Source organism: Phytobacter sp., from assembly GCF_059074235.1.
In genome coordinates, this window is record NZ_JCACPZ010000008.1 from 558896 (window position 1) to 577962 (window position 19067).

General features: G+C 47.2%; 25 protein-coding genes and 2 pseudogenes. 21 read left to right on the forward strand and 6 right to left on the reverse strand.

Features of this window, described 5'->3' with window-relative positions:
- The first annotated feature begins 110 nt into the window (after positions 1-110).
- Both yfiR and dgcN read left to right on the forward strand, forming a co-directional pair.
- The gene (gene yfiR, locus AC5JPW_RS20415) at positions 111-650 is read left to right on the forward strand and encodes a regulatory sequestration protein YfiR (RefSeq protein ID WP_494242919.1); all 540 of its coding nucleotides are present in this window, start codon (positions 111-113) and stop codon (positions 648-650) included.
- Positions 643-1854: a diguanylate cyclase DgcN/YfiN gene (dgcN, locus tag AC5JPW_RS20420; protein ID WP_494242920.1), complete on the forward strand. Its 1212-nt coding sequence runs from the start codon at positions 643-645 to the stop codon at positions 1852-1854. The genes yfiR and dgcN overlap by 8 nt, the downstream gene beginning before the upstream one ends.
- Before the next feature lie 39 nt (positions 1855-1893).
- On the opposite strand, the gene AC5JPW_RS20425 is transcribed toward dgcN, so the two are convergent.
- The 5 genes from AC5JPW_RS20425 to AC5JPW_RS20445 all read right to left on the reverse strand — a co-directional run bounded on the left by AC5JPW_RS20425 (position 1894) and on the right by AC5JPW_RS20445 (position 6586).
- Positions 1894-3258 (reverse strand): PepSY-associated TM helix domain-containing protein, encoded by a 1365-nt coding sequence (locus AC5JPW_RS20425; RefSeq protein ID WP_494242921.1) that lies wholly within the window; start codon positions 3256-3258, stop codon positions 1894-1896.
- A gap of 53 nt (positions 3259-3311) precedes the next feature.
- Positions 3312-3716: a DUF2946 domain-containing protein gene (locus AC5JPW_RS20430; protein ID WP_494242922.1), complete on the reverse strand. Its 405-nt coding sequence runs from the start codon at positions 3714-3716 to the stop codon at positions 3312-3314.
- 215 nt (positions 3717-3931) lie between these two features.
- Positions 3932-4972, reverse strand: coding sequence for a phage integrase (locus tag AC5JPW_RS20435; RefSeq protein WP_494242923.1), 1041 nt, complete (start codon positions 4970-4972; stop codon positions 3932-3934).
- A complete protein-coding gene (locus tag AC5JPW_RS20440) occupies positions 4969-5652 on the reverse strand; it encodes a DUF7424 family protein (protein WP_494242924.1) in 684 nt (227 codons plus the stop codon). Before AC5JPW_RS20440 ends, AC5JPW_RS20435 begins: the two co-directional genes overlap by 4 nt.
- Positions 5653-5734: 82 nt before the next feature.
- Positions 5735-6586: a helix-turn-helix domain-containing protein gene (locus tag AC5JPW_RS20445; protein WP_494242925.1), complete on the reverse strand. Its 852-nt coding sequence runs from the start codon at positions 6584-6586 to the stop codon at positions 5735-5737.
- Between the two features lie 116 nt (positions 6587-6702).
- Between AC5JPW_RS20445 and AC5JPW_RS20450 the strand changes: the two genes are divergently transcribed.
- The 17 genes and pseudogenes from AC5JPW_RS20450 to AC5JPW_RS20530 all read left to right on the forward strand — a co-directional run bounded on the left by AC5JPW_RS20450 (position 6703) and on the right by AC5JPW_RS20530 (position 17113).
- Positions 6703-6927: a hypothetical protein gene (locus tag AC5JPW_RS20450; protein WP_485888685.1), complete on the forward strand. Its 225-nt coding sequence runs from the start codon at positions 6703-6705 to the stop codon at positions 6925-6927.
- A 35-nt stretch (positions 6928-6962) separates the two neighbouring features.
- The gene (locus AC5JPW_RS20455) at positions 6963-7472 is read left to right on the forward strand and encodes a phage regulatory CII family protein (RefSeq protein WP_494242926.1); all 510 of its coding nucleotides are present in this window, start codon (positions 6963-6965) and stop codon (positions 7470-7472) included.
- 10 nt (positions 7473-7482) lie between these two features.
- Positions 7483-7710 (forward strand): phage filamentation protein Fil family protein, encoded by a 228-nt coding sequence (locus AC5JPW_RS20460; protein ID WP_494242927.1) that lies wholly within the window; start codon positions 7483-7485, stop codon positions 7708-7710.
- The gene (locus AC5JPW_RS20465) at positions 7679-8044 is read left to right on the forward strand and encodes a hypothetical protein (RefSeq protein WP_494242928.1); all 366 of its coding nucleotides are present in this window, start codon (positions 7679-7681) and stop codon (positions 8042-8044) included. The genes AC5JPW_RS20460 and AC5JPW_RS20465 overlap by 32 nt, the downstream gene beginning before the upstream one ends.
- Before the next feature lie 31 nt (positions 8045-8075).
- The gene (locus AC5JPW_RS20470) at positions 8076-8504 is read left to right on the forward strand and encodes a tellurite resistance TerB family protein (protein ID WP_494242929.1); all 429 of its coding nucleotides are present in this window, start codon (positions 8076-8078) and stop codon (positions 8502-8504) included.
- A complete protein-coding gene (locus AC5JPW_RS20475; protein WP_494242930.1) occupies positions 8501-8653 on the forward strand; it encodes a DUF3927 family protein in 153 nt (50 codons plus the stop codon). The genes AC5JPW_RS20470 and AC5JPW_RS20475 overlap by 4 nt, the downstream gene beginning before the upstream one ends.
- Before the next feature lie 103 nt (positions 8654-8756).
- On the forward strand, positions 8757-8990 hold the full coding sequence (locus tag AC5JPW_RS20480) for a DUF2732 family protein (RefSeq protein WP_494242931.1): 234 nt from the start codon (positions 8757-8759) through the stop codon (positions 8988-8990).
- Positions 8990-9214: a TraR/DksA family transcriptional regulator gene (locus AC5JPW_RS20485; RefSeq protein ID WP_494242932.1), complete on the forward strand. Its 225-nt coding sequence runs from the start codon at positions 8990-8992 to the stop codon at positions 9212-9214. The genes AC5JPW_RS20480 and AC5JPW_RS20485 overlap by 1 nt, the downstream gene beginning before the upstream one ends.
- Positions 9211-9996: pseudogene (locus tag AC5JPW_RS20490) on the forward strand (DNA adenine methylase); the annotation flags it as partial. The gene AC5JPW_RS20485 and the pseudogene AC5JPW_RS20490, both read left to right, overlap by 4 nt.
- A 302-nt stretch (positions 9997-10298) precedes the next feature.
- A complete protein-coding gene (locus AC5JPW_RS20495; RefSeq protein ID WP_494242933.1) occupies positions 10299-12599 on the forward strand; it encodes a replication endonuclease in 2301 nt (766 codons plus the stop codon).
- A gap of 173 nt (positions 12600-12772) precedes the next feature.
- Positions 12773-13555, forward strand: a complete 783-nt coding sequence (locus AC5JPW_RS20500; RefSeq protein WP_494242934.1) for a DNA adenine methylase — start codon at positions 12773-12775, stop codon at positions 13553-13555.
- Positions 13494-13832, forward strand: coding sequence for a hypothetical protein (locus AC5JPW_RS20505; RefSeq protein ID WP_494242935.1), 339 nt, complete (start codon positions 13494-13496; stop codon positions 13830-13832). Before AC5JPW_RS20500 ends, AC5JPW_RS20505 begins: the two co-directional genes overlap by 62 nt.
- A gap of 223 nt (positions 13833-14055) precedes the next feature.
- Positions 14056-14238 (forward strand): hypothetical protein, encoded by a 183-nt coding sequence (locus AC5JPW_RS20510; RefSeq protein WP_494242936.1) that lies wholly within the window; start codon positions 14056-14058, stop codon positions 14236-14238.
- Between the two features lie 179 nt (positions 14239-14417).
- A complete protein-coding gene (locus AC5JPW_RS20515; protein WP_494242937.1) occupies positions 14418-14681 on the forward strand; it encodes a hypothetical protein in 264 nt (87 codons plus the stop codon).
- 321 nt (positions 14682-15002) lie between these two features.
- Positions 15003-15227, forward strand: coding sequence for a multidrug ABC transporter ATPase (locus AC5JPW_RS20520; RefSeq protein ID WP_494242938.1), 225 nt, complete (start codon positions 15003-15005; stop codon positions 15225-15227).
- On the forward strand, positions 15227-16060 hold the full coding sequence (locus AC5JPW_RS20525; protein WP_494242939.1) for a hypothetical protein: 834 nt from the start codon (positions 15227-15229) through the stop codon (positions 16058-16060). Before AC5JPW_RS20520 ends, AC5JPW_RS20525 begins: the two co-directional genes overlap by 1 nt.
- A gap of 318 nt (positions 16061-16378) precedes the next feature.
- Positions 16379-17113 (forward strand): DUF8168 domain-containing protein, encoded by a 735-nt coding sequence (locus AC5JPW_RS20530; protein ID WP_494242940.1) that lies wholly within the window; start codon positions 16379-16381, stop codon positions 17111-17113.
- A gap of 52 nt (positions 17114-17165) precedes the next feature.
- On the opposite strand, the pseudogene AC5JPW_RS20535 reads toward AC5JPW_RS20530, so the two are convergent.
- Positions 17166-17369: pseudogene (locus AC5JPW_RS20535) on the reverse strand (phage portal protein); the annotation flags it as partial.
- Between the two features lie 368 nt (positions 17370-17737).
- Between AC5JPW_RS20535 and AC5JPW_RS20540 the strand changes: the two are divergent.
- Both AC5JPW_RS20540 and AC5JPW_RS20545 read left to right on the forward strand, forming a co-directional pair.
- A complete protein-coding gene (locus AC5JPW_RS20540) occupies positions 17738-18451 on the forward strand; it encodes a hypothetical protein (RefSeq protein ID WP_494242941.1) in 714 nt (237 codons plus the stop codon).
- A gap of 2 nt (positions 18452-18453) precedes the next feature.
- Positions 18454-19059, forward strand: coding sequence for a TIR domain-containing protein (locus AC5JPW_RS20545; RefSeq protein WP_494242942.1), 606 nt, complete (start codon positions 18454-18456; stop codon positions 19057-19059).
- The last annotated feature ends 8 nt before the right edge of the window (positions 19060-19067 follow it).

Consider the following 19067-nt stretch of genomic DNA (forward strand, 5'->3'; position numbering starts at 1 on the left):
AGGGAAGACCGATATAATCCTCACATTGTGTGCAACAAAGTGTGAAGACTGCGATGTTACTTTGTCACGAGTGGGCTTTAGATCTGTTAGTAGTAATGATTCGGCGGCTCATGGCAGGCATTCAGTACAGAAATTACGCTCGCCCGCTACTGCTTCTCATTCTCTTAACGTTTTCCCTTACCCCGCTTTTTGCACAACGTGTGCAGGAGCCCTCACGTATGGTTCGTGCGATAGTTTCCGGTATCGTGAGTTACACCACATGGCCTTCACTTACAGGCCTACCAAGGCTGTGTATTTTTAGCTCTTCACGTTATGCGACTGTCTTAAATACCGTCGGTGAAGGTGCATCATTGCCTTACATTCCAGTGATGGTGAGCGACGATAGTGAAGCCCTCAACGCACAATGCGACGGCATCTATTTTGGAACCGAGTCTTCGGCATTTCAGGATGTACTGGCGAATCACTATCACCCCCATCCGCTGCTGCTTATTGCGGAGCAAAATCCTGAGTGTCAGAGCGGAAGTGCGTTTTGTTTGCTTTTTGAATCAGCCAGGGTCAGTTTCACTGTCAATCTGGATGTGCTGAGTCGAAGCGGGATCAGGGTCAACCCAGATGTATTAATGCTAGCGCGGAAGAACAAGGATGGATAAAACATTTTCTCGCCCAACGTTTATTAGCCGGATGCGACGAATCAGCCTCATAAGTGTCATCATTACGATGACGCTTATCTGGCTCTTGTTGAGCATCGCATCGGTATTCACATTGCAGCAGTATGCACAGAAAAATCTCGAATTCACTGGCATTACCATGAGCCACAGTCTGGAGGCCGCTCTGGTGTTTGGTGATGAGGCTGCTGCATCCAGCGTGCTCACAACTCTGGGGCAACAGGGCTATTTTTCCGAAGCTGAAGTGCTGGATCGTAATAAACACCTGGTGGCAGGCTGGAACTGGTCACCTGATGACACCCATAGCATGTTTAATGGTTTCCTGAGTCGCTGGCTGCTCCCCTCCCCCGTGACCCAGCCTATCTTGCATAACGGTTTTTACATTGGTGAAATCAGGTTACAGGCCTTTGATAATCTGATTGGTCACTACATCGTTTTGTCACTACTGGTGCTGACAGTTTGCATTATTTTCGCCTCAGCCATTGCGTTCTTGATCACCCGACGCCTGCATAACGGGATCGCAGAAGCCTTGCAGAATATTACCGATGTGGTTCACGATGTGCGCACTAACCGTAACTTTTCACGCCGCGTGAGCGATGAGCGCATTGCCGAGTTCCATCTTTTTGCGCAAGATTTCAATAGTCTGTTGGATGAGATGGAAGAGTGGCAACTTCGCCTGCAGGCGAAGAATGCACAATTACTGCGTACCGCGCTTCACGATCCGCTCACTGGCCTTGCAAACCGCTCGGCATTTCGCAGCAACATCGCCACCCTGATGAAAGAAACAACCTCACGCGCCAGCTCTGCCCTACTCTTTCTCGACGGCGATAATTTCAAGTGCATCAATGATACCTGGGGGCACTCCGCTGGCGACTGTGTGCTTATTGAGATTGCCAGAAGGTTGATGGAATTTGGTGCTGGTCACCATCTCGCCTACCGTATTGGCGGTGATGAGTTTGCGATGATCCTCGCGGATGTCCACTCGGATGCAGAAGTCCAGCGTATTGCTTCTCAGCTTTCTCAGAAGTTCAGCAAGCCCATCGACTTACGCAATGGGAGCACGGCAACCATGACACTCAGTATCGGCTATGCCCTGACCTGGGAGCATGCGACGACCGAGGGTTTGCTGGAGCTAGCAGATAAAAATATGTACCAGGTAAAAAACCGTCGCTCCCAGTCCTCCTGGTAATCCCTTAAATGAAAAAGGCGGGTCTCCCCGCCTGTATCATTATGCATTCTGCTGAATTTGAGGCAGTCTGCCCTGCCGCCAGCGCAGATAGTCCACCACAAACAATACCACCATACTTACCCCCATCACCGGTAACGCCACCCCGAACAACATGGTGAGGCACAACGTCATTACGCGACCTGTTATCGGCAAATTTAGCCAGCTCTGACTCAGGGTTTCGGCTGGGTTTATCAGCGCACCTTTCGGGCGACGCAGCCACCAGAGCCGATAACCAAGCACAATAGCCACGCAGAGCGCCAGGCCAAATGCGATCAGCACCAATTGATTCGGCAGTCCAAACAGTATCCCCATATGAAAATCGACACCCCAGCGCGTCAGTTTCGCCATCAGAGGGTAATCCGTAAACCGGGTATGATCGATGATGTGAAGAGATGCCCCCTCCACCGCGACTGCATCAACACGTGTGGGCCAGGTGCGGTCAATTTCCGTCACTGTCCAGGCCCGGGAGGCATCACGCGGGGGCCGGATCTCCAGCTTCCTGGCATTAATGCCTTCACGCTGTGCAGACTGCAATACCTTATCGAAGAGCGACAGTTCGATAGGTTCAGCAGCCATTCTCATTCCGGCATGATGCATATGATGCTCAGCATGAGGGTCATGGAATTCAGCACCATTGCTCAGCAAAGTATTAACCTGCGGGGTCAGCCAGCCGAACGCAGCCCGCATTTTATCGACATTTCCTCCCGCCCATTGCGACCAGGTCAGGCCCGTCGCGGAGAAAAGCAACATTCCCGCCAGCAACGCCCAGCCTAACCCCGCATGCAAACGACGCGTGTTTTGTATCCGGTTATTGATGCGCCGTTTTGGGCGGGTAGAAAACCAAAGTGCAATACCACCCAATGCGGCAACCCACATCCAGGATGCAGCCAGCTCACTGTAGATGCGCCCTGGATTTCCCAGTAATAAAGAACGGTGTGCATAATCAATCCACTGGCGGAACGGCAAAATTCCACTCGTACCATAGACGGTCATATCGCCTTTCACTTGCAATGTCACAGGATCGATAAAAATAGCCCGGCTCTCTGATTCACCCAACTTGGGATCAGCATACATCACACGTGTGGTTTCACCGGCAACCAGTGCCGGGCGAACAGCAGATATCGTCAAGTCGCCACCGGTTGCCTGTTCTGCAATAGCGATTTGTGTGGCTAGCGACTGTTTTTCACCGGATGCCGAACCGGTCAACGCCTCTTTATATAACCCGTGTTCCAGTTGTGGCGAGGCGACGTAAAGTGTGCCTGTCAATGCCGCGACGAAAATGAAAGGCCCGATAAACAGCCCAATATAAAAATGAAGGCGACGCAGCAGGGAAATCCAGGCCGCGCGCGGGGTGCAGGTCGTCATACTTTTCTTTCCTGAAAGAAAAAGGTATTACTGCGCCTGAGCACAGTGATTTATCAGTAGTAAGAAGCAGACAGATGCGGCGGTGCGCGGGTATCAGGCCAGAGCCAGGGGAAAAATCGCCAGTGTTTGAGCACCGGGCGAGGCACGAAAAGACGGATGCGTTCAAGGACAAACGAGATCAGCAGTACCAGCGCCATCAGCAGACCGGGTACATGCGCTAAAAGTACGCAGTAACCGCAGGCTTCAGCATGATCAACAGGTACTGAGGCTGGAGCCATATCGTGGTGCCCGGCCATCGACATCATGCTCATGTCATGATGCATGCCTGGCATCGCACTCATCGGATCCTTTTGCAGGGAGACGGAGATAAGCGGAGCAATGATAATCAGCAGGATCGCAAACAACGCAAGCAGTGCCGCCGCGCGTTGCCAGATTGCCTGATGCTGTTTATCCGTCACATATCCCCCTGTTAAAGCGCGGACAGTGTAAACGATTTATGGCAAAGAGGTTAACAGGGACTGAAAAGCCCCCCTTTTAATAGCAAACCACAAAAGCGAATCTTAGTTAAGACGCTTTCTGGCGACCCCATTGATTACACTACCATTTTTATATAAAACAACTAGTTATATGTATCCTTAGTGCATCTGAGTGCGGTTAAATACATGCTGCGTGGTCAGAGTGTGGACAGCATAGACGCCGGTTCGGCTATCGGATTGAGCACTGCGGCCTCTTCAAGATGGTCAGGGGCAAAGTGCGCATATTTCATGGTTTCCCGGATGTTGGCATGTCCAAGTATTTTTTGTAACACAAGGATGTTACCACCGTTCATCATAAAGTGAGCGGCAAACGTGTGTCGTAATACGTGGGTTTTCTGCCCTTCGCTCAGCACGATATCTGTCAGCCGGAACATTTTTTTAAACTCCTGATAGCAGGGCCGGAACAAACGCCCCTGCATTGGCGACAGCTCGTCATACAGCCACTGAGGGATCGGCACTGTCCGGTTTTTCTTGCCCTTCGTTTTGGTAAAAGTCAGTTTATGGGGTGAGAGCTGGGAACGTGTCAGGCGCTCGGCCTCACTCCAGCGCGCACCGGTTGCCAGGCAAACTTTCACGATCGTAGTAAGGTATTCTTTTCCGTACAGCTCGCAGGCTTTGAACAGCTCAACAATTTGTTGCGGTGTCAGCCAGGACATTTCTTTTTCGGCCTCTTTAAAAACACGCACACCGTCTAACGGGTTCGGGAGGTTCCACTCTCCCAGACGCTTAAGCTCATTGAACACCGCCGCCAAATATTGTTGCTCGCGGTTTACCGTTATCGGCTTCGCTATCCAGTCAGCAGGGTCTTTGTGATAACCGTTATCGATCTCACCGCGCAGGCGTTTATCGCGATAATGCGCCCAGTCTTTTGCTGTCAGCTGCGAAGCGATTGGATTACCCAGGCCATTGCAAATAATGTGAAGTTTTGCGAGACGCGATTTATGCGCAACAAGAGCCTGCCCGTGAAGATTATGCCAAAGCTCAATTATCTCACTCAGTTTGCGGCGATCCTCCTTGTCTGCTTTCCAGGGCTTGTCCTGTGCTTCCTCTTTGCAATAAGCCTCATAGGCGACGGCCTCGCCTTTCGTGTCAAAACTTTTTCGAACCCGACGGCTGTCCCTTCCATTAAGACGGAAATCGCATTGCCATTTACCGGATGAAAGTTTAGCTACGGTCATTGCTCCCCCGCAGTGCTCATGAAAAATGCAGATTGCTTATATTTAGATGGTAAAAACATTGTTTCAGCAGTGACATTGGACAACCGAAAATTAAAGGATTCACCTTTTTTGAAGTCAATATCACTTTGGTTAATTAAGGGGAAATTATTTAAATAGGCTCCCTGAACATTAATCTTCTTGTCACTACTAGTATCATTTTTAATGTTAATGATTATGGAAACATCAGATGGTTTAAAGTCAGTCGTGCTGAATTTATTATTTTGATATTTTTGCAGCTTTTCCTCTAACGTAGGTGAAATATTCACCAGTACGGCTTCATTTTTATATGACAAGACACGGAGTTTAGGGTGTTCAGCCTTAAGTAACTCTGCGGGGCCGTAAGCAATCGGAAGGGTGAATTTTGCATAAGAATTAAAGTGCTTTGTGAAACACTCATCAAATTTAGAATCGGGGAATACATCAGATATGGCAGACTGCACTTGCAGAAGTGAATCAGATGGCTTGCGTGAGTCTTCATAACTGTTACAAGCAGCGACTTCAGTCACGATAGTGGATGTAGTAATGGTAATGCTTTTATCAAATAGCTTCGAGTATAAAATATCGGAAGACCATTCCAACTTACAACCAGACAAAAGAATTACACTTGTAACCAGAATTAATTTTTTCATATGCTTTTTCATCGTTATCTTCCCGTAATCAACGTAAAATTATCCCTTAAACTTGAATGAGCGTACAAAACCATTGCAATAAATAGTATGGCACTCACCCGTTATAAGCGTATGTCACTAGCACGCGCCCTTCAGATTTGACATCATCAGTACCACAAGTAAATTCAACTCCATTATCTACATTACAGACAGTTATTTTATTTCCCGGTATTTTTGAAACATTGTAGACATCCAAAGCACCATCAACATTTAAAAGAAGCGTGCCACTGGCAATTTCATTTTTATCTCTATCGACCATCCAGGACATCTTAGAGGATGAAAGATAAACGGGATAAGACGCGCTTAAAGGGATGAGATTATTATCAATCAACACTTTGCCCTTATCAGATATTTGCCCTGCAAAAAGTTCAAGATGATCGATAAGACGCCCTTTGTCCTTTTTCATATCCTCGCGTATTTCACCTTTCCCAGTTGCCAGCCACTCCAGATTGACCCCTGTATCTAAAGCGCAGGCGACAACAACATCACCCGGGAAAAATTCGCGTCTTATCCAAGTGCTCATAGTCCCTGAAGAGATACCCAAGAGTTCACCTAGCTGTTTTTGCAAAGTGAAGCCATATGCCATAAGGATTCTTTGTAGAACTGTCTGCCCACCGTTTTCTAACAGTTTGGTGTAGACAGAGTCAGCACGATTAACTTTTGCAACTTCAATGGTGTTATTTCTTGCATTTGCAAGATTTCCATTTGATAACCAATCAATATCTGCTCCCGTGCTTTGAGAGCATTCGTAAATGTATCTGAAAGGAATGCTCCCTCTGCTCACCCAGTTGCTGATGGTGGGCTGTGGCACGCCAGTCTTAGATGAGAATTCAGCGTTTGTTCGCACGTTGTACGCTTCTTTCATTCTCCCCAGAACTTCCTGGGCCATGTTTTGTTTGTCAGTCATGGGAAAAAAACCTTTTCAAATGGATTGACAAATTTCCATATGGAAATTAATCTCACCAATAATTTAGAAATGCACGCCAATGCACTAAAACAACAGTTAACCGGAGATACTCCCCTATGGCTCCACAAATTGCAATCCCATCAGGCCCCGATCTGATGACCTATGAAGAGTTCGCCGTGGCCTATGGATACAGCATCCGCACCGTAAAACAGATGGTTGCTGATGGTGATCTCCTTCTCATGCCGCGCAGGAAAGATGGTGGTGCAGCCCGTATCAACATGGTCGCGTTTCGTGGTCGCTTGCTGCAACAAGGTATTAACTGCCGCTACGTTGCTGCTTAACCATCTCGATTATGCAAGTTGAAAAGGATACCAACATGTTAGATTTTCGCATTTCGTCACATAAACACTTCGATGATGCTTGCAGGAAGTTTGCAGCTACTCACAACGTTAAAGAGTTGGCCTTAGAGGCTGGTATCAAGCCACATACCCTTTACAACAAACTCAACCCGGAACAACCGCACCAGCTAACGCCCCGCGAAATCTGGATTCTGACTGACCTGACTGAAGACCCTACGCTGGTTGATGGTTTTCTGGCTCAGATTCACTGCTTGCCGTGCGTGCCGTTGAACGAAGTGGCTAAAGAGAAGCTGCCTGTTTACGTGATGCAGGCGACCGCGCAGATCGGACAGGTTGCAGCAAACGTCGCTGGCGCTTCACGGCTTACCCATATTTCACGCCAGGTAATTGTCGAAAACGCCAACGCTGGTATGCGATTCCTCGCGCTAACAGCTCTGGCGGTAGATGCCAGGTTGAAATCTAATCCGGCAATGGCAAGCGCCATCGACACCATGACGGGCCTCGGTGCCTCGTTCGGTCTGATTTGAGGACACCAGAATGGATAACGGACCATCTTTCGCTTCCCTTCTCGTTCACCAGTCACCGGCCCCGCATTATGGCAACGGATGGATAATGGGAAAGGATGGCAAACCCTGGCACCCATGCCGCGATCAGTCCGCATTGTTAAATGAATTGCAGTCCAAAGCCAAAGTGTCGTTATCAACCCGGCTTTTGAAGTTTTTCTGGAGGCGTTATGAACAACAGCTCAACACCCGCGCCAAATAAAACGGACGTGAGTGCATTTAATAATGCCGATATGCAGACACAAAAAATGACGGGTGCAGAGTGCATCAATCGTTTTCACAAACAATTGACCGCAACTAATAACCGCGCCCTGCGCACGTTCAACAAAATGAGCAGTGATTTTAAATTCACTGTTTTAACTCTGGCGAACCGCAGCACCCCCGGCACTTTTCAGGAGCGCGATATAGGTGAGCCGTTTGAATCGTTCGATGAAAGTAAGCGTTTATTAATTATCAAGGCAATGAATGAAATATCGCGATGGGGAAATATCATCCCTCGCTTTATCTCAGAGTTTGACAAAAATTTACCCGGTTGATTTCTGACCTTTTTAAAATGAGGAAGTAAAAATGTTTGGATTCCGTAAAAAAGTACGCCACGCAGCATCTGAAGTTAAAAAGTTTGAAAAACGTGACTTGGCTCAGGCGGTAGTTAATGCGGCTTATCTGGTTGCTTATGCTGATGGCGAGTGTGAACCATCAGAAAAGGCCAAAATCGAGCAGGTGTTACGCAATCAACCGGCTTTGGCAGCATTCACGTCTGAGATTAATGGCATCAGTTCAACAATCATTGGGCAGCTCGATACCAACTTTAAAATTGGTCGTCGTGCTGCACTCCGCGAAATTGAAGACGTTAAACACGATACCCGCGAAGCTGAAGATGTGCTGGATGTAGCTGTCGCAATTGCTGAAGCAGACGGCGAAGTAGAGCCGGAAGAACGTAAGGTGCTGGAAGAAATCGCCAATATCCTCGGCCTGCGTCTGGAAAATCATCTGTGATTGGCAAATTACGCATAGCAGCAGCTGCCCTTCTTTTGTTCCTGGTGGTTGCTGTCGACTTTGCCAGCCGCGCAATGTCCATGCTAGCTGACGGGGTGTTAGTCGCTGGCGTAGTTGCCTTAGTTATACCGATGTTGAAGAAGTCCTGATTATAAAGCCCGCATACAGCGGGCTACCTCTCACTAATTAATCGAGCAATTTATGGCGTAAACCCGCCGGGTATTTTTTTGCTCAAAATCTGGAGTTAGCACAATGCGAAATATCGAAACCCTTAAAACCAAAGTTGGCCAGGATGATGCCGGGTTGAATGCAATTCTGACTGAAGCCCGCATGGAAGAACGTCGCGGGCGTGCTGACGTCATGGCGGCACGTCTGGAGGTTATGGCCTCACATATCGTTTCCCGTGAAATGCAGCCTCGTCTTGCCGCTGAGCTGCTTCGTCAGGAAGCCGAAAAAATCCGCAACGAAGCGCAGGAGACTCACTGATGGCTGACGCAATGGATCATGTGCAGGAGCGCGAGCAGGAAGAGCGTGAGCGCCACATCAAAAACGCCCGCAGCAATTCCGCTGCGGTTTCTCTTTTCTTCTGCGACAGCTGCGGGACTCCAATTCCTGAAGCGCGCCGCATCGCCGTGCCTGGCGTTGACACCTGCGTGACCTGTCAGACCGTAACCGAACTGAAAAGCAAACACTATAGGGGTGGATTATGAGCACCATTCTGAAGTGGGCGGGCAATAAAACCGCCATTATGAATGAATTGTTAGAGCACCTGCCCGCCGCAGGATTACGCCTGGTAGAACCGTTCGCGGGTTCATGTGCCGTGATGATGGCGACTGATTATCCGGCGTACCTCATTGCAGATATCAATCCTGATCTGATCAATATGTACCGTGTCATCAGCAGCGATACGGAAAAATTCATCGAGCTGGCCCGCGCAATGTTCGGTAGCCATAGTCTTGCAGAAAGTTATTACCGCGCACGCGAAGCGTTCAATTATGACAACGATCTGGGGTGCTTACACCGGGCTGTCTATTTCCTTTATCTCAATCGTCATTCTTATCGAGGGCTTTGCCGTTATAACCAGAGCGGCGGTTTTAATGTTTCGTTCGGCAATTATAAAAAAGCATATTTCCCTGAAAAGGAAATACGTGCATTTGCCGAAAAAGCGCAGCGCGCCACGTTTATCTGCACCAGTTTTGAAGAAACATTAAACATGTTGCTGCCTGGCGATGTGATTTACTGCGACCCGCCGTATGACGGAACCTTTAACGGATACCACTTCAGCGGGTTCGGTGACGATGAGCAGTATCACCTGGCTTCCATTCTTGAACGCCGTTCATCAGAAGGTTATCCGGTCATAGCATCTAACGCAGATACCTCTCTCACCTCATCGCTTTACCGCACGTTTACCCTTCATCGGATCAATGTCAAACGTAGCATAGGTGTCGAGGCTGGGAGCGGTAAGGCCGCAAAGGAAATCATTGCCGTTTCAAAAAACAAGCAGAGCTGGCACGCCGCAGTCAGGACGATTTTGTTATCCACACCACAAAACACTGCAAACACATTTTACGAATTATTTAGCACCCGTGAGGCGTCTTCGTTAGTCCAGGAAGCGGCTCGGATTACAAAGAAAGGAACTTTACATATTAAGGGCTATGACCCAGGGCAAGGTGATCGATCCGCAGAAGTAACGATGGAGTATGACCCGGTTAATGACTCCTATTCCGTTTTGTCTTTTGAATGTCCTGCAATCGGCAAGGGTAGCAAGCCGTATTTAAAAATTGAGACGAAGCCATGACGGCAGATTTTGCCTATCCATGGAATGAGCCACGGCCCGCGATTGGTGGGCCGGAATTCACCAAAAGCGCGGGCGGCTTCACCTATCTGACCCCGGATGGAAGCCGCAAATGGCTTTCCACTCAGGATTTAATTGAAGTCGATGAGCCGCCGGAACGCGCTCGCACGGTACGCCGCCGCCTGGCGGCTCTACCGCATTACATTCGCCGCTACTACACCCAGAAGCTGGATCAGCTCGACAGCAAAGGAAAGGCCACCGCAGATAGTTGGCTGGTTAAAACTTTCGAGCGTCACGTGCTCAGCCGCTTTGACAGCGTAAATGACCGATATCTGCCGCAGGGAGCCTTTCCTGCGGTGCTGATGCCACTGCGTGATCAATTCTGGCGTTTGCTTTGGGCTGGCAAAAAAGAGATGAAACGACTGGCGCATAACCTGGCTGACATCATGGGCAGCGAGTTTATGCGCGAGTTTGATTTCCAGATGGCCCGGACTGAAGACCCACATTTTTCTACCCTTTCAGGTTATGGGCGCATGGGTTTTCTGGCATCACACCTGAATACAAGCGTTCCGGCCTGGCGCGCTTACTGCGACGAAACGCTGGAAGCAGAAACGGCACTTAGTGCAGTGGCCCGCCTTCAGACTCCGGCATGGTGGCTTAATCGCCTGCGGCGTATGCACGCCCGCTGGCGTGAACATCTGATGATTGCGACAGGGTATGTGCAAAAGAAATCTGCACCTTACGCCAGCGATCCATGCGTCAGTGAATGGCAGGCCCAGAAAAAGGCCAACCGTGAATATATCAACGCAATGGAACTGGAAGACCAGGACACCGGCGAGCGTATTTCCCTGGCCGACAAAGTACACGGCAGCATTGCAAACCCGGCTATTCGTCGAAGTGAGCTGATGGTACGCATGCGCGGTTTTGAAGACCTCGCGAAAGAGGCCGGACTGGTCGGTGATTTCTACACGCTGACAGCACCGTCCCGTTATCACGCCACCCAAAGCAACGGGCGCAGGAATGATAAATACCTGGGAGCATCACCCCGTGATACCCAGCATTATCTCTGCAAAGTCTGGTCAAGAACCCGCGCCGCATGGAAAAGAAAGGGCGTCCGTGTTTTCGGTTTCCGTGTAGTGGAACCTCATCATGACGCGACACCCCACTGGCATCTGTTGCTGTTCATGCGCCCTGAACATGTTGAATTTGTCCGGGCAATCTTCCGCAAATACGCACTTAAGGAGGACGGGCATGAACCCGGCGCGCAGGAGAATCGTTTTCTGTGCAAACCGATTGAAGAAGAGAAAGGCAGCGCCACCGGGTATATCGCGAAGTACATCAGCAAAAACATAGATGGCTACGCGCTGGATGACGAAAAAGACGATGTTACCGGCGAGCCGTTGAAGGACATGGCTCGGCGCGTCAGCGCATGGTCATCGCGCTGGGCTATACGCCAGTTTCAGCAGATTGGCGGTGCACCCGTCACGGTGTATCGCGAATTGCGCCGTCTTCGTGATCGAGAGTTAGTCCTGCACCCGGAAATCGCTGAGGCCCATACCGCCGCCGATGAGGGAAATTGGGCGGCGTACATTTCCGCGCAGGGAGGCCCGCTTGTTGCCCGTGATTGTCTGAGGGTTCGCCTCAGTTATGACGTCACCGAAAACGGTAACGCGTATGGCGATGACGTGACAACCATCTCCGGTATCTATTGCCCCTTCGCGGGGGAGTCATCCCTTATCTATACCCGTACAACTCAATACAAAATCGTTCCGAAGCGTGCCGACGCCGACGCTCCCGGTTTTGATTTTGACGTTTCAGGCGGCAGCGCCGCCCCTCGGAGTTCTGTCAATAACTGTACGCGGGAGCCGCGAACGGTTGAAAAACAACCCGATCCCCTGTCCATGGTCGGAAATGACGCTGCCAGCTCGAGCGTGGACTACTCCGCACTACCCAGGAAAGAGAAAAAAGCAGTCGCGGCGCGGCTTTCTAATGAATTCCATGAAGAGGAACGGCAGAAACGCGAGCGCCGGAAGCTGATTCCAGCGCGGTATCAACCGGGCGAGCAAGCCGAACGAATCCGGGATTTTGCCCGGTCGATTGGCTGGGATATCGGGGAAACAGAAATAGGCCTGCTGATGGCGGGCCAGCGCATAGCCCTGGACGGCGTTTTTTACTGCGCCCGAAGCGACGGCGCGCTTTATCGAACGCGAGAAAAAATACCGCAATCAACGGCAGAGACGGTCAACACACTGGTGACAAGGCTGCGATCTGCTTATTCAACCAACAAGGATATGACATGAAAAGAAATACACATTCATGTGGCACTTCGGTACCGCATGGTTAGAAGTAACAATGCGGTACCAGACACGAACACAGTCACTTTTGATCGTGTTGGCCATTTCATCGAGCACCGTCATTTTTAACCATGCTGCAGTATTGTCAGAAATGACATTGCTGCAGGCGAGATAAAATAATGAGCTATCTGGGAAGTAAGGCCGCCAGCGGCGTCTATCAGAAAATCATCGCGGAGATGCCACCGCATGATACATACATTGAAACCCACCTCGGCGGCGGTGCTGTCATGCTGCGTAAGCCGCCTGCCCTGAAAAATTGGGGGATCGATATCGACATAGATACTGTCGAGTCATTCAACAATGACAATCCTGAATTTCTGGATGCCCTGGAAGACAATCTGTTTATAGATATTGGTGATGCCGTCGATTTCCTCCAGAGGTTCGACTTTGCCAGCGCGGGTCAGGTTTTGGTTTATTCTGACCCGCCCTATTTACCAGAAACGCGATCCAGCTCCGCACGGTATCGCCACGAATACACACTAACCGACCATTACCGCTTGTTACATTGCCTTTGTTCGTTACCGGAAAACGTTAGCATTATCGTGTCAGGTTATCCGTCTGCCGTTTATGACAATGCGCTACCTGGTTGGCGCACGCGAGAATTTCAAGCCATGACCCGGGGAGGCGTGAGAACAGAGAAAATCTGGATGAACTTTGCCGCAGGCAGCGCCTATTCACATACATTTGCCGGAAAAGACTATAACGACCGGAGCCGCATTAAGCGCAAAGCAAAGCGTTGGGCAGATAAATACGCGGCCCTGCCAGCATCTGAACGCCTGGCGATTATGGTTGCCCTAAACCAGATTGACTCTGCATCCTTATTACATAGAGAGGTTTTCAATGGCGAAAACAGCAGCACAGCGCAAGGCTGCGCAGCGTGCCCGGCAAACAGCCGCCGGTGAGCAGAAAGTTGAAGTTATCCTGGATGGGCAAGAAAGAGAAATGCTGGCGCGCAACTGCGCCGCGCGCCGCCCAGGCAAAGAGCCGTACGACTATGGAGAATACATCGCCATGCTGATCCGGCAGGATGATGCACGAACACACGGGCGCATTAAATCCATAAGCACTAGGAAATGCACGAAATGCGGCGACAGCCTCCCGGTTGCGTCGTGCCCATGCCAGGGCGATTCTAAATGCTGGGCTACAAATGGATGGCATGAAGTAAAACTGATTATGTGACATGTCACGCGCCCGCGCTTTAGCGGGCATATTTCCCCTTTTCACCAGACGACTAATTTCCCCCCAACCATTAAGACAATCTTCCTGTTTTCCGTAGGTAGCTAATAAGTCAGACAAAACAACCATATCAAAAAGTTCGTTTTCATCCGTAAATCCCCCTTTTCTCTTTTTGCAATTACGTGATACTGTATATTTATACAGTATCCTTGCTGGGAGGGATTTCATGGTTGTAGAGGATGTTAGTCGTTTGCAGCATCAAATGGCGTGCGTGCAATTCATTGCGGAAATTTCACTTATTGCAAACTGCAAGCCGTCAGATCTTAAATTGGCCCTGAGTTTAATCGCTGATCTTACGCACAATGACAGCACTGAACGTGAAGAGAGTATTTTTTACAGAGCCGAATGAATGGAATACATCACGTTGGATAACGACAAAAATGACGACCGGCGCTGATTGCGGATTTCTGGGATAGAGATGTGAGGGAGGGTGAGCACCGACGCAGTTAATAATAACGTCGCAGCGGACTAAAACTTGCTTTTAGACCGGTGCGGGGTTGAACAACGAGCGACGCGAGGCGTTAGATCATGGGTGGTAATCAAGAGCAAAGATTTCAGACTGTGCCCCAGGGGCAGGCGCTGACAAAGTATAAGCCCGGCGGTTGGGTTTTGTTTCAGCGTGCCGGTTTCACTGATTACTGGCTAGGTCGGACATTTGACGGGTATTTCATGCTCGGGCCTGACCATCCCATCTCTGGTAATGAGGCTGACAGATTCATCATTTACTACGAAGCCGAGCAATATCGACGGTCGATACCTGTCGAACATGATCCGCAAATGCCACTCTTTTAGGGCAGATTCAATCAGGTTTGGAGGGAAACTGAATAGCAGGAATTGGCATGCAAAAACATTGAACATCATGCCATTGTAATGATGCGCTATCTGAGAAGCTGTATGGGTTTTGAAGTTACAGTTGTGCCACTTTTTGGCGAAAGACACAAGATATGCTCTCTTGTCATAAATATTTTATGAATTTGTTGCCTTCAATGAGGTAATCAACTTAAGTTACTTTAATGCAACAAGATGCTGAAATCGGTGTCTTATCGATATGAAGCATATGTTGTTCTCAACGGTGACCACGTGTACCATTGCGCCGCCGGATTAGGAGGGATTATGTCAAACATTGCTGCACTAAAACTGGGTAACCCCATTGAGCGTCTGGCAAAAGTACTAAAAGATAACCAAGACAAGCTGAATCTGAACAAAGACGGTTTCGTATGTGTCGATCTATCTAATGAAGATGCGCTAAAAGCAATCAAAGACCAGATGGACAAACTCGAAAGCATCAAGCCATACACTGTTAAAACAAAATACTATTCACGTTACAGACAAAAATAATGGCAACTTTACTTTTAGCTGTTGTACTGGTGAGTGGATTTATCTACGTTAACCTATCATTATCAACAAGATATACATTTAAGCGTTCCACTGGTTGGGACGCTTATTTTTTTGTCGCTGCTTGGGGAGTCGTGTTTTTTTTAGCGGGCGGGTTTATAACTTTCGTGCTGAATGTCACAGGTGGTTTTCGCTGGCTAGCCAAGACACTTAGCCTTACGACTGACAGCTTCAATGGAATGCTTTCCACAACTACCGACAAGACACAGCGAATAAATGAAATAAAGCAAGTCGCGTGGGTAGTTCTGTCGATCCTTCTATCAGCTCTTTTTGGTTTTTTAAGCAAACTAAAAACAAAAAAAGGAGATCGCCGATGGGATGCCTTAGCAAAGGTCGTGGGTACAAATGCTTTCGAATCCCTGCTTGTTGAAGCGTCAGCTCGGCAGTTTCCTGTAATAGTAACCTTATCTACACGCAAAATTTATGTTGGGTTAGTCACATGCCCGGCTCTAGAAAATGGGCAATCTGAGCATTTGGAACTACTCCCGATGTTAAGTGGATATAGGGATAAAGATGATCTGACAATTAACATCACCACAAACTATCATCAGCACTATTTAGAGAGTGGTATCATAAGTGGGATGTCGAGATTAAATATCAGTGATTTCAGGGTGTTGATGCCAAAAGATGAGATTGAAACGATTTCATTCTTTGATACTGAAACCTATGAAAAATTTAAGCGAGATGAAGAACGAGATCGCAATAGTGGTCGACCATTAACAAAAAGAGCTGCGACCAGGAAGAAAAAAGTACCGCCAGAAGCAACTCCTGAGTAATGCATGACTATGGTGCATGAAACTGAATGATCGGAAAAGGATCGTTTATCCTCTGGCCCGCCTGCTCTGGCGGGCTTTTTCGTTATCCATGCACCTGCATGAAAAACCATGCATAAAGCGGGCGGGCGTGGCGGGGCTACGAGCGCGCATAATGGGATAAAATCATGGAAATCCGGCACGATCTCAGGTCTGTTGACAGCTTCAATCTTTGAGAGGTATCTATCACGGATAAAATAAAACGGCCCGCAGAAAGCTTCTTAGGTGCTCTAGATGGTATTCTATCGAAATGTGATATTTTACTATTTGAGCTATATGATAATGACCCTGCAAAAGTATATTTTTACAGGAGTGGTGCACCCGCAAAGGGCGGCACTTTATGACAAAACCTTAAAGGTTCATTTCGGGATAGGTGAAAACCCTGGCAGGTGGTATTGCGAGGCCAGAATCTTATGCAATCAACTATTCGCTGAAATTACTACGGATGTCCATGTCAATGAGTTTGCGCTCAAAAACGCTGTAGAAGGATTGATAAATGGCGAGTTGGCAAGGCTTGGCTTCATTTTAGGGTATGATTTTAAGTTATCTGTTGACCGTGTAGTTAACCTTGAAGTCGGACTAGATCGAGTGTTTGGAATTGATAATTCTTACATCAGTAATTTTATGGCTGGTCAGGATTTTGAAGTTTTAGATAAGAAACTGCGCGCTATGACGACAAATATGGAAGGAACTTTTTTCTCACGCGCAATGAATGATCTCAAATCGGCATTATCCAACCGAGACGATGCAGCCTTTTACTGTTACCGCGCTCTTGAGTCTCTGAAAAACCATTACAATTTTACACAAGGATTATCTCCCAAGAAGTGTGAAGAGTGGTATGCCTTTAGAGATTTCCTGGGGTTAACAAAAGAAGATATTATTGATGGTATTAAGGTTCATTCCGATGGAACAAGACATGGTCACCCTGTTTTTTTGGAAGAGGAAGATTATAAATTCGTCATGACAACGACATGGCAGTGGACTTTAGACTACGTGTTCAAAATGGTGCCTAAGTAAAAAAACCACATTGCTGTGGCCTCGAACCTCTCTTTTAGAAGTCCTCAAGTTTTTATGGCTCAAATACGCTCACTTCTTCCCTGTTCCAGTCATTCAACTCCTGCTGTCGCTGGTGTAGAGGAAATAGTTCATTGGCAACAAAGACGCGACTGGCCCGACCAAATCCCCAAGCAGTAAACGACACAACACCCATCATCTGAAGTTGCACGCGGTGAGCGAACATCATACCACTCAGACTAACGTTCTGAATGTTCAAAACTAATCCTTTTATCTACCTCTGACACCAACCCTCAATCTACAACCAAGAGCGCCCGCACCAAGCACTGGAGATGACCATTGAGGAGTATTACACGCTCTCGATATTAATCATGAATCAGGGAGTTGTGAATGGTATACGGTCCTTGCTACCAGCCTTGATATCTATCCGCCCTCGGAGGCGAAGTTTAAGTGGAAAACTTATGCGTGCTATTGTTCCGACAAAAATGTCCATTAAGGTCAGAATTTTTACTGCGACAATGGTTTACGCTTTTACTTTCTTAAGATTAATCTTAATATAATGTATAAGATCATGATCAGTAATCCCGCAGTGATTGTTGGAGTTGAAATAATTTCAAGGAGTTATTAATGTGGAAGCAATTGATTATTTGGGGTTCGTTGTTTTTCTTATTAATAGTAATGATGGGTAGTTTTAGCCTCCCCTCAGTTGATGACGTTTGGTTTACTAAGAATTTTATTAATAACTCATCTGTAATAAAATCTCTCCTGTCAGTTTTCATTTTATTCTTCGTTGCTTATTTCTTGTTTATAGGTGTCCTATTAAAAAAATACTCATTAAAGATTGAACAGCTCAACTTTGGGGGTATCAATATATTATTCAACAATTCAGATACCCTTTTCATAAAAAGCGTGATGAATTTTTTGGATGCAAAGCGAACATTATTCAAATACTCAAAAGAATATGATTCACTTGAAGAAACACTGAATTCTTTTTTTGAAGTGTATGTTTTTTTGCGGACTGAGATGAAAATTCTTCATCATCGTAGAGATGCTCACCTGTATTCATTAGCAAACAAAATGCTTAGGGAACTAAATAAATTCTTAACAACTCATCAGAATAACTACCGCAGATGGCATAACTTTATTGCAAAGAATGATTCGATAGATATTAACATAGACGGTATAGAATCCTCGGTTAAATATCATAGAACCCCTATTGGAGAACTACAAAAACACTATTACAATTACGAACAAATCTTAAAAGACATTGAAGAGCTAAATGCATTCTTCAATGATGAAGTTAAAAAAACATTTCAAGTAGATACAGAAAAATGGAGTTAATAATGCATAAAACTTTTTTAAGTTATCATCACGACAATGAACAAGATTTGAAAGATGAAATAATTACCAAGTATGGCAGCGTGTCATTCATTGATAAATCAGTGTCAGATGGGGATATAAATGTAGACAATAACGAAGAAACTATAATGCGTACAATTAGGGAGGATTACATCGGTGATTCTACAGTTGTAGTTGTGCTTGTGGGTAAAGAAACAACATTAAGGCCATTTGTAAACTCTGAAATTCAAGCTGCACTCTGGGGAGAACCAACAGGTCTTCTGGCTGTTGTTCGTGATGAAATATATGATGAAATATTTAAAGCGGGCACTTGTACAGTTGCTACATGTAATTGCGGATCATTAAGAGAAATCACATCATCTTATAATAATTACGTACCTTACTTAGTTGCAGCAAATCATCGTTATGCCGTTAAAAAAACTGAACCACATTTTAACGATAGCGAGGTTTATTGTTCTATAATCAGGTATTCAAGGTTTTTCTTAAACCCAGAAAAATATATAAATGAAGCATTTGACAAACGAAAAAAAATTATTCCTTCAGCGAAGAAAAATCCAGATGGAATTCCCACAATCAAACCCCAAAAGTAAAAGCTAAA

Excerpts from the sequence above, each read along its gene's own strand:
- yfiR (WP_494242919.1), top strand. The coding sequence starts at position 111 with ATGGCAGGCATTCAGTACAGAAATTACGCTCGCCCGCTACTGCTTCTC.
- dgcN (WP_494242920.1), top strand. The coding sequence starts at position 643 with ATGGATAAAACATTTTCTCGCCCAACGTTTATTAGCCGGATGCGACGA.
- AC5JPW_RS20425 (WP_494242921.1), bottom strand. The coding sequence starts at position 3,258 with ATGACGACCTGCACCCCGCGCGCGGCCTGGATTTCCCTGCTGCGTCGC.
- AC5JPW_RS20435 (WP_494242923.1), bottom strand. The coding sequence starts at position 4,972 with ATGACCGTAGCTAAACTTTCATCCGGTAAATGGCAATGCGATTTCCGT.
- AC5JPW_RS20440 (WP_494242924.1), bottom strand. The coding sequence starts at position 5,652 with ATGAAAAAGCATATGAAAAAATTAATTCTGGTTACAAGTGTAATTCTT.
- AC5JPW_RS20445 (WP_494242925.1), bottom strand. The coding sequence starts at position 6,586 with ATGACTGACAAACAAAACATGGCCCAGGAAGTTCTGGGGAGAATGAAA.
- AC5JPW_RS20450 (WP_485888685.1), top strand. The coding sequence starts at position 6,703 with ATGGCTCCACAAATTGCAATCCCATCAGGCCCCGATCTGATGACCTAT.
- AC5JPW_RS20455 (WP_494242926.1), top strand. The coding sequence starts at position 6,963 with ATGTTAGATTTTCGCATTTCGTCACATAAACACTTCGATGATGCTTGC.
- AC5JPW_RS20460 (WP_494242927.1), top strand. The coding sequence starts at position 7,483 with ATGGATAACGGACCATCTTTCGCTTCCCTTCTCGTTCACCAGTCACCG.
- AC5JPW_RS20465 (WP_494242928.1), top strand. The coding sequence starts at position 7,679 with ATGAACAACAGCTCAACACCCGCGCCAAATAAAACGGACGTGAGTGCA.
- AC5JPW_RS20470 (WP_494242929.1), top strand. The coding sequence starts at position 8,076 with ATGTTTGGATTCCGTAAAAAAGTACGCCACGCAGCATCTGAAGTTAAA.
- AC5JPW_RS20480 (WP_494242931.1), top strand. The coding sequence starts at position 8,757 with ATGCGAAATATCGAAACCCTTAAAACCAAAGTTGGCCAGGATGATGCC.
- AC5JPW_RS20485 (WP_494242932.1), top strand. The coding sequence starts at position 8,990 with ATGGCTGACGCAATGGATCATGTGCAGGAGCGCGAGCAGGAAGAGCGT.
- AC5JPW_RS20495 (WP_494242933.1), top strand. The coding sequence starts at position 10,299 with ATGACGGCAGATTTTGCCTATCCATGGAATGAGCCACGGCCCGCGATT.
- AC5JPW_RS20500 (WP_494242934.1), top strand. The coding sequence starts at position 12,773 with ATGAGCTATCTGGGAAGTAAGGCCGCCAGCGGCGTCTATCAGAAAATC.
- AC5JPW_RS20505 (WP_494242935.1), top strand. The coding sequence starts at position 13,494 with ATGGCGAAAACAGCAGCACAGCGCAAGGCTGCGCAGCGTGCCCGGCAA.
- AC5JPW_RS20510 (WP_494242936.1), top strand. The coding sequence starts at position 14,056 with ATGGTTGTAGAGGATGTTAGTCGTTTGCAGCATCAAATGGCGTGCGTG.
- AC5JPW_RS20515 (WP_494242937.1), top strand. The coding sequence starts at position 14,418 with ATGGGTGGTAATCAAGAGCAAAGATTTCAGACTGTGCCCCAGGGGCAG.
- AC5JPW_RS20520 (WP_494242938.1), top strand. The coding sequence starts at position 15,003 with ATGTCAAACATTGCTGCACTAAAACTGGGTAACCCCATTGAGCGTCTG.
- AC5JPW_RS20525 (WP_494242939.1), top strand. The coding sequence starts at position 15,227 with ATGGCAACTTTACTTTTAGCTGTTGTACTGGTGAGTGGATTTATCTAC.
- AC5JPW_RS20530 (WP_494242940.1), top strand. The coding sequence starts at position 16,379 with ATGACCCTGCAAAAGTATATTTTTACAGGAGTGGTGCACCCGCAAAGG.
- AC5JPW_RS20540 (WP_494242941.1), top strand. The coding sequence starts at position 17,738 with ATGTGGAAGCAATTGATTATTTGGGGTTCGTTGTTTTTCTTATTAATA.
- AC5JPW_RS20545 (WP_494242942.1), top strand. The coding sequence starts at position 18,454 with ATGCATAAAACTTTTTTAAGTTATCATCACGACAATGAACAAGATTTG.